Annotated in this window: 14 protein-coding genes; 1 reads left to right on the top strand and 13 read right to left on the bottom strand. The window is 55.8% G+C overall.

What is annotated here, in order from left to right:
- Positions 1–41: 41 nt before the first annotated feature.
- From K6117_RS14175 to K6117_RS14130, 10 genes are all read right to left on the bottom strand, one after another.
- On the bottom strand, positions 42–1,388 hold the full coding sequence (locus K6117_RS14175) for an aromatic ring-hydroxylating oxygenase subunit alpha (protein ID WP_221796705.1): 1,347 nt from the start codon (positions 1,386–1,388) through the stop codon (positions 42–44).
- A gap of 76 nt (positions 1,389–1,464) precedes the next feature.
- The gene (locus tag K6117_RS14170) at positions 1,465–1,911 is read right to left on the bottom strand and encodes a nuclear transport factor 2 family protein (RefSeq protein ID WP_221796702.1); all 447 of its coding nucleotides are present in this window, start codon (positions 1,909–1,911) and stop codon (positions 1,465–1,467) included.
- A 94-nt stretch (positions 1,912–2,005) separates the two neighbouring features.
- On the bottom strand, positions 2,006–2,569 hold the full coding sequence (locus K6117_RS14165) for a VOC family protein (protein ID WP_246605123.1): 564 nt from the start codon (positions 2,567–2,569) through the stop codon (positions 2,006–2,008).
- Complete coding sequence (locus K6117_RS14160) at positions 2,544–3,866, bottom strand: aromatic ring-hydroxylating oxygenase subunit alpha (RefSeq protein WP_221796699.1); 1,323 nt, start codon at positions 3,864–3,866, stop codon at positions 2,544–2,546. The genes K6117_RS14165 and K6117_RS14160 overlap by 26 nt, the downstream gene beginning before the upstream one ends.
- 10 nt (positions 3,867–3,876) lie before the next feature.
- Positions 3,877–4,404 (bottom strand): nuclear transport factor 2 family protein, encoded by a 528-nt coding sequence (locus tag K6117_RS14155; RefSeq protein ID WP_343211802.1) that lies wholly within the window; start codon positions 4,402–4,404, stop codon positions 3,877–3,879.
- Positions 4,401–5,147, bottom strand: coding sequence for an SDR family oxidoreductase (locus K6117_RS14150; RefSeq protein ID WP_221796696.1), 747 nt, complete (start codon positions 5,145–5,147; stop codon positions 4,401–4,403). The genes K6117_RS14155 and K6117_RS14150 overlap by 4 nt, the downstream gene beginning before the upstream one ends.
- A gap of 27 nt (positions 5,148–5,174) precedes the next feature.
- The gene (locus K6117_RS14145; protein ID WP_221796693.1) at positions 5,175–5,585 is read right to left on the bottom strand and encodes a GFA family protein; all 411 of its coding nucleotides are present in this window, start codon (positions 5,583–5,585) and stop codon (positions 5,175–5,177) included.
- Positions 5,582–6,646, bottom strand: a complete 1,065-nt coding sequence (locus K6117_RS14140; protein WP_221796690.1) for a nuclear transport factor 2 family protein — start codon at positions 6,644–6,646, stop codon at positions 5,582–5,584. Before K6117_RS14140 ends, K6117_RS14145 begins: the two co-directional genes overlap by 4 nt.
- A 74-nt stretch (positions 6,647–6,720) precedes the next feature.
- Complete coding sequence (locus K6117_RS14135; RefSeq protein ID WP_246605122.1) at positions 6,721–9,033, bottom strand: TonB-dependent receptor; 2,313 nt, start codon at positions 9,031–9,033, stop codon at positions 6,721–6,723.
- A gap of 22 nt (positions 9,034–9,055) precedes the next feature.
- Positions 9,056–10,462, bottom strand: coding sequence for an aromatic ring-hydroxylating oxygenase subunit alpha (locus tag K6117_RS14130; protein ID WP_221796687.1), 1,407 nt, complete (start codon positions 10,460–10,462; stop codon positions 9,056–9,058).
- Between the two features lie 198 nt (positions 10,463–10,660).
- Here K6117_RS14130 and K6117_RS14125 point away from each other — a divergent pair, with 198 nt between their 5' ends.
- On the top strand, positions 10,661–11,290 hold the full coding sequence (locus K6117_RS14125; RefSeq protein WP_221796683.1) for a TetR/AcrR family transcriptional regulator: 630 nt from the start codon (positions 10,661–10,663) through the stop codon (positions 11,288–11,290).
- A gap of 30 nt (positions 11,291–11,320) precedes the next feature.
- Here the strand turns inward: K6117_RS14125 and K6117_RS14120 are convergent, their stop codons facing one another.
- Genes K6117_RS14120 through K6117_RS14110 form a run of 3 tightly spaced genes read right to left on the bottom strand, consistent with a single transcriptional unit; the run spans position 11,321 to position 13,640 of the window.
- Positions 11,321–11,680, bottom strand: a complete 360-nt coding sequence (locus tag K6117_RS14120) for an EthD domain-containing protein (RefSeq protein WP_221796680.1) — start codon at positions 11,678–11,680, stop codon at positions 11,321–11,323.
- Positions 11,677–12,471 (bottom strand): sugar phosphate isomerase/epimerase family protein, encoded by a 795-nt coding sequence (locus K6117_RS14115; RefSeq protein WP_221796677.1) that lies wholly within the window; start codon positions 12,469–12,471, stop codon positions 11,677–11,679. The genes K6117_RS14120 and K6117_RS14115 overlap by 4 nt, the downstream gene beginning before the upstream one ends.
- On the bottom strand, positions 12,468–13,640 hold the full coding sequence (locus tag K6117_RS14110; RefSeq protein ID WP_221796674.1) for an aromatic ring-hydroxylating oxygenase subunit alpha: 1,173 nt from the start codon (positions 13,638–13,640) through the stop codon (positions 12,468–12,470). The genes K6117_RS14115 and K6117_RS14110 overlap by 4 nt, the downstream gene beginning before the upstream one ends.
- Between the last annotated feature and the right edge of the window lie 89 nt (positions 13,641–13,729).

The raw sequence follows: 13,729 nt of genomic DNA, 5'->3' as shown, positions 1-13,729 counted from the left end.
ATATTTCCCAAACTTATTTATTTGTGACCCAAAGGGTCGGCTTAACGCCGACCCTCCAGATAGTCGTTGATCACTTCATGGAAGCGCCGCACGCGCGTTTCCTGCCCAGCAAGATACGCATCCTCAAATGCCATCGACCGCAGGCCACGCTGCTGCGTTTCAGCCAAGGACAGATCCTGCGTCAGGAAGTCACCTTGGGCAATTTCGGCCTGATAATCATCAAAGCTACCGTTTTCATGCTCTGCCTCTTGATACGGACGCATGCCGTACAAGGTGGCCACTTCCTTTGCGCCTTCGACCTTAGGCACCAGATACCAATAATCGAACGTCGACCAATTGGGATCTTCGGCATCAGGTTCGGTGCGGAAAACGTGCAGACCTTCCGGCGTACCGGTCAGCGTCAGGTTCGGGAAGCAAGTATGATGGAACTGATCGGTCAACTCATCATCCGTCAGCTTGTCGAAATAGGTCAAGCCACGTCCCGGCCCCAACCGGCGACGAGCCTCTTGCAAGGCCTTGCGCCCATCCTGCGCCCGACCTTCAAAGTCCGCCGGATTGATGTCCCATTCCTTCAGCACTTCCGCCCATAACGGCTTGACCACATGGGCATCCGGCCAACGACTGGACGGTTGTAGCTTTTCCACCATCCGGTTGTGGCCCGATGGGTACATTTCGAAAACCGTGGTCGAATAATGATCGTCGATCATCGGTTGAAACTGCGGATGGACTGATGGAATGTGATAGGCTTCGTTGAAATTGTCCGAAGCAAATTTCCAGTTGGTGTTGACCCGCAACGTGCGCCATACGACGCGCGTGTAACTCTCAAGGTCGCGATTGCCGAGCAATTCCGGCACCGGATCAAGATATTCCATCAACGGCTTGACGTTCTGATCGAACGACCAAAAGATAAAACCGCCCCATGTGTCGCACGGCAGTTCCTTCAAATGCAGCTTGCCGCAGGGATTGCCCTGTGGGAAATCCTCGGCATCCTGCACCCAGTCAAGACCACCGTCGATGCCCCATTTCCACCCATGATAGGTGCAGGTGAAATGACCGGCAACGCCGCCCTCTTCCACCGCGACAAGGCGATTGCCGCGATGCATGCAGACGTTGAAGAAAGCCCGGATCGACCCGTCTTCCTGCTTCACCATCATGACGGATTCATGCTTGAAATTGTGAACGACGAAATCGCCCGCATCTTGAAGCTGAGCCACCCGGCCACCGACGTGCCAGATGCGCTTCCACATATGTTCCCATTCGCGCTCGGCGAAATCCTTGGAATAATAACGGTCGCCCGTGATTTTGTCCCCGCGCGCCTTAGGCATTTCCGCCTTGGTCGAGCTGGGAAAGGTCTTGTCGACCTTGGGCATTTCGAGATTGGTAGCCATGATGTTAACTCCTAATGTGGAGCCGGCTCCTCATCCGGCAGGGCATAATTATTTGTTTGCAATCACTTAATGCGGATCAATGTTCGCCATGAATTTCGGTCAACGAACCCGGCAGCGGCATCATCGCAAACATCGAATAGCGCTTGGCCTTCCAGCCGCCGGCGGTCCGCACGGCTTCAAACTTGTACTGAACGTTCACCGCCACTTCATTGCCATCCTTGGCGCGACCAAGGCCGATGACATAGGCCGACATCACTGCCGTATCGCCACCAAATGCTTCCGGACGGAAGTTGGTGATGTAATGCGCGTGGTGGCTCATATCCGCGAATACGCGATCAAAAAACGCGCGAATGTCGCCATGACCATTCATCACCGGCAAACCGATCTTGTTAAAGTCGAGCACCGCATCTTCGGTGAACAACGACAACAAACCATCAATATCATCGAGCTTGTCCACCGCATAGCAATAAGCGGTCATCAGGTCCTGCATCGCGATGCGATCTTCCAGCGGCATAATCGTCATGATATTGATTTCCTCTCAAAATTAGCTGAGCCATTGAAGCAGGCTCTTGTCAGGCAGGACCCGTGGAAACAGGTCCGAAATACACTGGCCCAAATTACACAGGCATCGCCGCACGGATCGGATCGGTGATCCCATCCCAATTCGCCGCGCCTTCTGTCACGCGGGCAAAAATCTCATCCTGAATGGGATGATGTTCGATAATCTCAACCATGCAGCCAAGCACGGCGCTGGTATCGACATAGGCAAAGCGCATCTCACCGAAACATCCATCGATCGCGGCCACAAAGCCCTTGTCGGTGTAATGTTTCAGCGCCGCATCATAATCTTCGACATAGATCGCGATGTGGTGGAACCCATTCGCCCCTTTGGCCACGAAATCGCGATAGGCCGAAGGGTTGTCACAATGCTGTTCCACCAATTCAATCTGAATGCCCCCGGCTTGCGCCATCGCGATGGAAAATGTCGTGCTCGTCGGCGTACCGCGATAATTGACACTATCCACATGCAGATTTTCAAACAGATAAAACGGGCCAATGCCCATCGTATCCGTCCAGTTGCGGCAGGCCTCCCGAATATCGGGGACCGACCAGCACGCCTGCATGACGCGACGACGTTCGCCGGGGATCAACATATCAGACGATCCCGTGGACATAGTCATCGAGCAGTTCATGGAACCGCTGGATGCGCTTTTCCTGATAGGTCAGCATGCAACCCTTGAACCCGCGCGAATTCAGGCCCTGTTGCTGGCTGGTGCCGATGCTCAGATCCTGATCGGCGACAAAGCCGAGCGACTGGCCATCACCATACACCGAATGACGGTTTTCGGCCCATGCCAACGGCAATTTGCCAATCGGGCTATCGACTTCCTTCATGCCTTCTACCGGCGGCACCAAGATCCAATGCTGGAACACGCACTTTTCCGGATCGGTCGGGTGCGGTTCGGTGCGCAGGATCTGGCATTGTTCCGGCGACATCGTGAGCGTCAGGTTCGGGAAGAAGGTGCAATGGAAATAATCGACCAGTTGCTGATCGCTCATATCCACATAATTCTTATAGCCACGCCCCGGACCAAGACGACGCTTCGCCTCGATGATTGCCTGACGAATATCGCCGGTATGGCCCTTGAACGGTGCCGGATCGACACCCCAGGCCCGCGCAATGTCATCCAGCGGCGACGGCACTTCGCCGGTCTGCAACGCTTCATTGCGGGTGGTGGCCTGATGGCCCTTCATCCACATCGAATTATGCCCGGTTTCATACATTTCGAACAATGTATCCGGCAGACCGTCATTGATGAACGTCGCCAATTCCGGGTGGATCGTCGGCAGATGGTAGCTCTCGTTGAAATTGTCGCGGATGATCTTCCAGTTGAAGTTCGCATCGGCGGACAGGTTCATCACCCGCACCCAATTGCCAAGGCCATAGCCCTTCAACCGTTCCGGCAATGGCGACAGCCATTCCAGCAACGGCTTGGCATCGAGATCCATGCAATAAAAGACAAACGGACCCCAAGTGTCGCAGAGAATTTCGCTCAGCTTGACCTTGCCGCACGGATCGCCGCCCGGAAAATCATCCGGGTCCTGCGCCTTGACCAGCACGCCATCCGGCGAAAACTGCCAGTTATGATAACCGCAGGTGATGCGTTCGCCACCGCCCACATCGCCAAGGATCAGGCGGTTCCCGCGATGCGGGCAGGTGTTGTAGAACGCCTTGATCGATCCATCGGCCTGACGGACCATGATGACGGATTCCTTGCCGATATTATGGCGAACGAAATCGCCCTCTTCTTCAAGCTCGGCGACCATACCGCCCAGATGCCAAACGCGCGGCCAGAGATTCTTGTTCTCAAGCTCCATATATTCGCGCGAAATATAGCGATCGGCAGTGATCGTATCGCCGCGCACCGGCAGGTCAAAGCCTTCTGAATAACGGGACACATTGGACTGGACGTTCATTTTTGCCTCCTCAGGCGGGCCAATTTCGTTGTTCGCTGAAGTCTTCCCCGCGACGGCCCCCGCGTGGAAGATGTGGATATTCATCCAAAAATGCAGTGTCGGCAGCGTCGAAACGCGTCCAATCTATAATCTCCCGACGCTTCAAAATCCGCCACTCTCCATTGCGACAGGCATATTCATCGACATATCGACCAGCGACGATCAGGTCTTTGGAATCGGCCCCTTCACGGGTGCGATGCCATGCGTAAAAATAGACCTCGCCGCTCGCTTCATCGCCGCGCACATCCAATTGAACCTGCCCGATAATATGCTGGCTAGCCTCCATATCGGCAAGCAACCCTTGAGCGAAAGCAACGAACTCATCCGCCGTCCCCTGCATCAGGCCGCAATCGACATAGGCATCATCATGAAAGGCCGAGCGATGCAGCACCGGATCAAGCCGGTCCTGCGCGCGCATATAGCGGCACAAAGCATCATGAATATCCCGCCGCGCCGCCAGATCGCGGACTTCTGCTTCCAGATCGAACGGCTTGCTCACCGGATCGTCTCCGCATTGTCGATGACCATCACGGCCCCGGTCATGAAACGGCTCTCCTCAGAGGCGAGATACAACGCCGCATTGGCGATATCGCTCGGCTGCCCCATGCCAAGGTTGCGGTTCTGTTCAAGGCCTGGCGCATCCGCTGCCAATTCGGACACGGCCTGCGCGGTCATCGGCGTTTCGATCCCGCCCGGCGCAATCGCGTTGCAACGGATGGCATAGCCCTGTTCCTGACAATGCACGGCGATGCTGCGGGTAATCGAAATGATACCGCCCTTGGCCGCCGCATAGGCCGGGATGACGCTTAAGCCCTTGATGCCGCCAATCGACGAAATATTGATGATCGAGCCGCCGCCGCCTTTGGTCATTTTCGGCAATGCATATTTGCAGCCCAAGAACGTGCCATCGAGCATGATCTCGACCTGAAATTTATAATCGGCATAGCTCAGATCTTCGACCGTAGCGAACCGCACGACACCGGCATTGTTGACCAGCACATCAAGCTTGCCAAAGGCGGCGACGGTCTTTGCCACCACATCCTGCCATTGTTCCTCGCTGCGGACATCATGTTTGAAGAACAACGCACCCGGAATCTCGGCGGCGACCTTTTGGCCCAATTCTTCCTGCACATCGGTGATGACGATTTTCGCACCTTCACGCGCCAGCGTGCGCGCGGTTTCCGCACCCAGACCGGAAGCGCCACCCGTGATCAATGCAACTTTGCCTTCAACGCGTCCCATTAAAATCTCCTATTGAACTCTGTGTTCTTATTGGGTGTTCAGGCACTCAACGCCTTCGGGAAAAACAAACCAATGCTGGGCGCTATCGGTCCAATAATGCAGGGTCGGTGCAAGGTCTTGCGCCTCGTCCAGAGTCCCAGCCTTGATAAAAATGATCTTATTCGCTTCAGCCGTAGGCGTATCCGTCACGACCGGCGATCCGCATTTGCCGCAGAATTTGCGCCAGACTGCCTGACCGGTGCTGCCTATATCCTGATAGGTGGTGAGTTCACCCGTGACCTGCAAGCCATCGCGCGGCAAAACAGCCACCACCGACAAAGCAGAACCAGATTGCTTCTGGCAATTCTTGCAATGGCAAACAGCAGTCAGCATCGGCGGCCAAGTGGCGCGATACCGCACCGCTCCGCACAGGCAACCGCCTTCGCGTTGGCCCGTCATGCGCGCGCCCACAAGGCGTACACTGGATCATTCTTGCCAAAACAGCCCCATTTCAGCGGCTCGTAAAATTCACCGCGCTGCATCGTGCTGGCATGGGTCGTCGTCCAGTCGTTGACGAAGGTCCGGCTCTTGATCTTCCAGACGCCATTGCGACGTTCATAGCTATCGACATAGCGCCCGCCGGTCATGACATCATTGCCGCCCGCCGTCAGATGGGCAACGACATAATGTTCGCCAATCGCGGTGTCGCCGGTGATGTCGATCCATTGATTGGCGACCGAGTGGAAGCAATATTCAAAATTGGCGACGCAGAAATCGACAATGCCATCGGCAAATTCTGCGCCGGTGCCATTAATCACGCCGGAAATCACGGTCGAATCTTCATGAAAGATCGACGTCAACAACGCCTTGTCGCCACGATCAACACCACGGCAATAGGCATAGGTCAGGTCCTGGATCGCGGCACGCGACAGCGCCACATCAAGGGCGTTTGCATCAACGGTCATCGGCTCGGCTCCAAGCTGGGAAGAGGAATTTTGACGAAATGAGGCCTGATGAAAGGCCATTAGCGCCCTGCCCGCATCGGCAGCGCCCTTGGCCCCGATCGGCACGTAATTTTCATGGCCCACAGGCGGGTCCGCCCGGGTTGCGGTGTTGGGCCGGTTGGTATTGCCGTCCAACAGATATTGGCGATGGCTCAACCGCCATTCACTGTTCCGGCATTCATGCCGGTCGAGATAGCGCCCGAAGACGAAGCGCTGGAGTTCGGCCTCTTCGACATAGGCAATCACATAGGATTCCGAAATCGCACGGTCGCCATCGACTTGGATCCACATATTGCACGTCCGGTGCAATGTCGGCGGCGTGCCTTTTTGCGCGCCCGCCAGAATATCCACCAATGTCGCAGCAGGTCCGGCGTAAAAGCCGTAATCGACCGTCGCATCTGCATGATAGGCTGAAGACAACAGGTTGAAATCCGCACGATCAACACCGCGGCTATGGTTCGCAAGCGCGTTCAATATGCCGTGGCGGGCAACAAGGTCATGGGCAGTCAATGTCATGTCAGTCCGCCGTTCATGTGGTGGCAACGCCTCTCCCGATACTGTCGCCAGTACCGGGAGAGATTGTTTTTAGGTCAGAAGTTTACGCCAACCGACACGCCATATTGACGCGGCGGCGCATAACCCGTCAGGCCCATATAACCCGGTGAGTCATAAACAGTCGCGATATAGCGTTTGTCGAGCAAATTCTTGCCCCACAGGCCGACCGTGTATTTGTCATCCGGTGCATGATAGGTCAGCAACGCATCGATCAGATAGGTTGCCTGCACCGTCGAACGCGGCGTATCGCGGATCGCAGTATAGAACTTCTTGGCCGTGTAGCTCCAGCTGGCGTCGGCCACGATGCGCGCATCGTTCGGCAGGGCATAGCTGTAGTTAATGCCAAGGGTCGACGACCATTTCGGCGCATCCTGCAGGTCATAGCCCTTCAGGTTATACGAAGTACCGTTTTCGACATAATCGAACGTCTTGTACTTGGCGTCGAGATAAGCAAGCGAACCACGTAGCGTCAGACCTTCGGTCGGCACTGCCGTAATTTCAGCTTCGAAGCCCTTAATTTCGGCTTTACCTGCGTTCAGAATACGGTTGTACTGCTCACGCCTGACTGAGTCATAACCGATCTGGGCCACCTGCATATCGCGATAATTCGTCATGAACGCCGCAAAGTTGGTCCGCAAACGACGATCAAGGAAGTCAGCCTTCAAACCGACTTCGAAGGTGTCGACCGTTTCCGGATCAAAAGGCGTGCTACCATCAGTGGCATTCGAGATACGACCAGTGAAACCACCCGATTTGAAACCGCGTGCCCAGCTGGCATAGACAAGCTGGTTCTGGCCCAGTTCATAGTCCAGACCAATTTTCCAACCGACCTGATCCCAGCTCTTGGAACCGCCAGCATTCACCTGATGCGGCCCCTTGCGGAGATCGCCAAGGACAGAGTCAACGGCCCAATTCGGCGACGTCAGTGCCGGCACGCTCAAAGCGCTGTCCAGCGTGGCAACCGCATCGGTCTTTTCATGCGTGTAACGGACACCCGCCTGCAATTTCAGGCGATCAGTCAGATCTACATAGGTCTGGGCAAAAGCCGAGAGCGACTCATTGTCCTGATCCTGAAGGTTGAGCTGCGCGAGACCCGGCAATGCAAAGTCCAGATGGTACATCTGGTAATGCTCATAATGGTTCTTCATGTAAAAACCACCGACCACGGCATTGATGCTGTCGTTAACATCAAAAGCGGTCCGCAGTTCTTGGCTGAGCGACCAAGCCTTGGTCTGACGACGAGTGGCATTGTTGGTCTTTGCCGTGCCATCCTGATCGGTATATTCGAACAAGGTAAAGTTCTTATAGCCCGTGATCGACGTAATGTCACCAATTGGCGAGTTGCTGTACTCGATGGTACCAATTCCGAAATACGTATTCATGTCCGACGTATCCGGCACTTCATTATTGCCGGAAAAATATTTCTTCGGCGCTTTGCAAGTGCCAGTGCCTGCGCAAGGGCTTTCATACATCGGCAACACTGAACCATTCCAATATGTACCAGCCGGGACATAATTGGCTTCTGGGCCATTGAGGTAGCCGCCATAAGGACGACCGCCATTGACGACAACCGGCGCACCATTGCGGGTGGCAACATGTTCGCCCTGCAAGGTGATCTTCAGATCGCTATCAGGTGTATATACAAGAGTCGCGCGCACTGCGTCGAGATTCTTGTCACCCATCGACTTGCCATTGAAGGTGTTCGTGACCCAGCCATCGCGCTGCGAGTGAATGCCCGCCACGCGCAAGGCCAGCTTGTCCTGTACGATCGGCGCATCAAAGGCTGCGCTCAGGTCGAAGCGGTTCCAATTGCCATAGGTGCCTTTGACATAGCCGCCAAATTCGCCGGAAGGACGCTTGGTGACAACGTTCACCACACCACCGGTCGTGTTCGCGCCGAACAACGTGCCCTGCGGACCGCGCAGAATTTCCACCCGATCAACGTCATAGGTATCGAGGAGCGCGCCCATCGAGAAGAACTGCGGCACGCCATCAACGACGATACCCACGGTGTTACCGGCATAAGGATCCGGTTCGATCACGCCGATGCCGCGGATGTTGAACACAGCCGACTGCGGCGTGTTGGCGAAGTTATCGATCTGCACGTTCGGCACGCTGCCCTGCAACCCCTGCAACGAGGTCAGGTTCATATTAGCGATCTTGTCGCCACCAATGGCGGAGACCGAAATCGGCACCGACTGCAGATTTTCAGACTTTTTCTGCGCGGTCACGACGATATCTTCGATCCCGCCGGTCGCGGCGGCATCCTGCGCCATCGCGGCAAAAGAGCTTGCGCTCAGGCCGATGACCGACAATCCGGCCATCAATTTCCAATTCATTGTTTTCATTTTCTTCCTCCCAAAGATAACCTCAGTTTTTGAGGTATTTATCGACAATCTGATTAAGATGCCGAATACGCACTTCCTGGTAATTGCCCAGCGTTTGCCGCCCCTTACGACTAGCGCGAAAACCCTGCTGCTGGGCACGCAGATTGTCGGTGTCTTGATCGTATACCGCCCCCATGGCGGCATCCATGCCCGGCACCGTGGCATAGCTCTCTTCTTCCCGCACCCGGACCGGTTCTGCCGGTTCCGGCGCGATCCCCACGTCCGGTTTTGGACGCAGGAACAGAATCTCAAACAACGTGCGGTTCGGATCCATCCCAATCGGACGGAAGCGATAGACCATCGGCAATGACACGCCGGGGAACAGCACCATATTCGGGAACACATGATATTCGATCGTGTCGATCATCTCGGAGTCCGAGAAACGCGACAGATCGACCTTGAACTTGTCGCCCATAACCTTGCGCAGGAAACGCGCCATCACGATGCGTGCCGTCTCACCCTCGCCGACCGTCAGGCTGTCATCCAGCACCGAACGATCGCCGACCAGCATCTGATCAATCAGTTCCTGCTCAGATAATGGCTTGGCCAGATGCGGGCTGTTGACGCCGCCTGCGGCATAGAAACGCGACACATGGTCGCCGTACAGATCATATTGCACATTGGCATCACCCACGCCGGTCATCAACTGGGGATGGGTTTCAAGCACATGATAGGATTCAAGAAACGCTTCCTGCGCCGTCTTCCAATTGCACGGAAGTTCTTTCTCCATGTGCAAATCGACATAGCGCTTGTCCATGTCCCAAGTGGCGAAATGATCCGGCAATGGGGCAAGATATTCGAGCAGATCCGGGCCGTCCGAGCTTGGATTGAGGAAGACGAAACCACCCCAATGACCGATCCGCACTTCCGGCAGATTGAATTTATCAGGGTCCACATGCGGGAAATCCCACGCATTCGGGACAGCCTTTAACGCGCCGTCATTGGACCATGTCCAACCGTGATAGGGGCAGCGCAATGCAGCCGCACTGCCGCAACCTTCGCTCTTACGGAACTTGGTCGCGCGGTGGAGGCAGCTGTTGACAAAGCCTTTGACGCTCCCGTCTTCCTGCCGGACGACGATGAACGACAGATGGGCAACCTCATAAACATAATGATCGCCCGGTTCCGGGATATGATCTTCACGGCACACCCATTGCCAGGTCTTGCCCCAGATCTTGTCGATCTCCGCTTCGAAAATCGACTGATCGTAATAACGCTCAAAGCCGATCTCTTCGCTGCCGAGATATTGATAATTGGTTTGGGTGAGAACCGCAGGCGCCGGGAATTTATCGCCGGTGATGATCTCCTGCACCGAGGGCGCAGGGCAGCGCGCTTCGCCATAAGCGGTATCGTTCGCATTCGGCAAGCCGTGCGGGCGCACTACAGACATCACTCTCTCCACATCATGGCGGCCGACCCGGATTGATTTTTTCAATTACAGGTCAATCTGCCGGTTTTTATGCAGGAGAAGGATTGATTGCCCAACTGAAACTTTAGATAGTAGTGCAACGCCGAGAATCATTGTGCAGCCGTGACGGCCATGAGAGAGAGAAGCTTGAAAAACTTGCAAAACCCTGCAGTCGTAGAAATGCGACCAGAATCGATCGCCGATGATGATGCCCCCTGGCAGCAACGCAAAAGCAGCCAAATGCAGGTCCGCATCCTTGAAGCTACGATCGATTGTCTGGTCGAAAAGGGCTATGCCGGTCTCACCACCAATGAAATCGTGCAACGCACCGGCGTCTCGCGCGGGGCGATGCACCATCATTTTCCGCAACGGGCGGGATTGGTCGAAGCGGTGGTGGAATATGCGCTCTATCAGCGCATGCACATGTTCCTCGACAGCTATCAAACGGCATTCAAGCGTTCAAAACGCTCAAATTTCATTGAGGTCGCGACCGAATTGCACTGGCGTAATGTGCAGAGCCGGGAGTTCGGCGCCCTGCTCGAACTGATGGTCGCATCCCGCACAGACACCGATCTTGCCGACTTCTATATTCCGGCTCTTCGGAAATATGACAAGGTCTGGGCAGACGAAATGATGCGCAACTTCCCGGAATGGGCGAGGCAATGGCGAGACCTACAGGTCGCCAGCGACTTTGCCATGGCGGCCCATGTCGGGCTGCTGCTGTACAAGCCGATGTTCAGCGCAAGTCGCACAAGAGCGGTGCGCGACCTGATTTCAAAGACCTGTATCGACCTGCACAATCTGGAATAGGCGCACATAAAACAGGCCGTCGCCGCCGCTTCAAACGAGCGGCGGCATCTCCGATTCGCATTCTTCGGTCATGATAAATGAACGGACGCGGGCGCGGTCGAACAGCTTTTCCTCGTCCGCGACGATCATGTCCATGGTGGCCGGCTCTGCGATCTTGGCAAAACACGCATCATGGGTGGCCTGATCGGGAAACCAGATTTCCATCGACACATCGAAATCCTGCGCCTGATCCACCCCATCTGCGGGCTGAAGATAGCGCCGGACATAACGCGTCGCATAGCCCGAAAGCACCTGTTCCCCGATCCGGCGGTGATACGCTTCATAATAAGCGATGAAATCCGCCTTCGACATGCCGTCGCGGCGCTTGAGCAAGGTAACGAGCTTAATCATTTGGCATGCGCCTCCAACCAGCGGCGGGTCACTTGCGCGACGGCTTTCGCCCGTTCGCACGGGTCGGGATAATTGTCCCGCAGCGCCTTTGACCGCAATTCAATACTCAGCGTGATGTCGCGCGGCAGCGCCTGCAACATCTCGGCCAGCGGCAACACGCCCTCCCCGCATTGCAGCCGCAGATCAATCGCATCCTCGATCACCGCAGCAAAATCATTCGGGTCTGGCCGGTCCGCCGATGCATCGCAGAATTGCGCATAAGGCAGCAATTCGCGCGGCACGGCGGCGATTTCGGCCACCGTCGTGCCGGAACGATCGACATGGATCGGATCGATCAGCAACGCCGCCAATGGATGCGCCACAGTATTCAGTACGCCCATCGCCATCTTGAGATTGCGCACCTCGGTAAACACACCGAACTCCAGCGCCACCCGAATGCCTGGCCCCTCCGCATGGCGGCACAGCGCCGCCAGCCAATCCGCCGTCACCGCCATATCGGGTTCGGACGACACGCACAGGATATTCTTGGCCCCAAGCTCTGCCGCAATGTCGATACCGCGCAAATGCTGGTCCATGTCATAGCCGGGTTTCAGCCAGAACACTTCGGCATCGAGCAATTCCAGCCCCGTATCCGCAAGCGCCGAACGCACGTCGCGGATCGTCTGGCCGGTCCATTCCGGCGGCTCGACCCAAAGGCCAACCGCATCGAATTGCCCTGCGGCGGCAGCGCGCACCGTATCAATCGGGCCGAATTCCGGCACAATGCCGGATGCAAAAGAGATTTTGTTCACATCACTGGCCTTGGCATGGTGGGATCATCTTGCAGATACCAGTTCAACCATTCGTGGAAATACTGGTTGCCGCGTTCATTCCGGCCAAAGACCAGATCATCATGCGCGCCTGATTCCAGCCCCTTTTGAATGGACAGGCCGACAACATAATCCTCATTATAGGTCACATCGCGTAGGAAGTTCATCATCGTTTCCACCGCGGCGCGGTCCTCTTCATCGCGGATTGGTTCTTTACGCGCATACATCAGCACGGTCCGGTTCTTGTCCGGCGTCGGTCCGGGGAAAAGCTGGGCGATCTGCGCGATTTCCGGCGCCAGAAAAATGGACACATTCGGGAAGAAAATGCGGACAAAATCGAACCCGTCATTTTCATGCTGCCCCCATTCCTCGCGCGGAATATCCCGCAATTTGACAATCGAGCGCTGCGGAAAGCCGATCCGCATATTCGGACCGAAACCTTCATAATGCATGACGTTCGACGGGGTGCGCGGGAAGATCGTTTCCGGGTGCAGCGATGCGAAATGATAGCCTTCGAGATAGCCGTCAAACGCGATCTTCCAATTCGCGCCCTCGATCACCCGGCTGCCCATGAACGTCCAATCCTTGAACCCGACATCCGCGTAATCTTTCAGCAGACCGCCATAATAAGCGTCCACATCCAGCGGCGCATTCGGCGTCAGGCACACGAATATCATGCCGTTCTTTTCTTCGCATGGCAGTTCGCACAAGCCGAGGCCGTGCTTATCGACATCACCGAATTTGGCGCGATCGGCGATGGCCAGCAGCTTGCCATCCTGCGCATAGGTCCAGCCATGATAAATACAGGTGAAGCGCGCGCAATTGCCATGGCCATCCGCTGCCAGCGGCGCCGCGCGGTGCGAACAAACATTGAGAAATGCGCGAACAACCCCTGTTTTGTCCCTGTTGATCAGCACCGGCGAACCTGCGGCTTCCATCGCCTTGTAGTCGCCGGGGTTCGGCATTTCGCAGGTGAGTGCGAGCATCAACGGCACGCGCTTGAAGATGAGTTCCATCTCCGCGCCCCATTGATCGGCATCGACATAGGACCAGGTCGGCACCGACATCACCTTATCCGCCATGAAGGTCGTGTCGTTCTCGACATAATCGAGCAACTTTTCAGCCGCCAAGCCGATTTCAGGGCGATCCATCGCGCCACTCCTTATAAATTGTTATGCGCATCCTTGGAGCATTGGCAGCAGCAACGGACAAGCTGCGAGAGGTAACAGGTGCATCCTCG

This window comes from Alteraquisediminimonas sediminicola (assembly GCF_019740335.1).
Taxonomy (GTDB): Bacteria; Pseudomonadota; Alphaproteobacteria; order Sphingomonadales; family Sphingomonadaceae; genus Alteraquisediminimonas; species Alteraquisediminimonas sediminicola.
The sequence above is the reverse complement of the archived record's forward strand: the minus strand, read 5'-3'. Positions and strand labels throughout refer to the sequence as shown.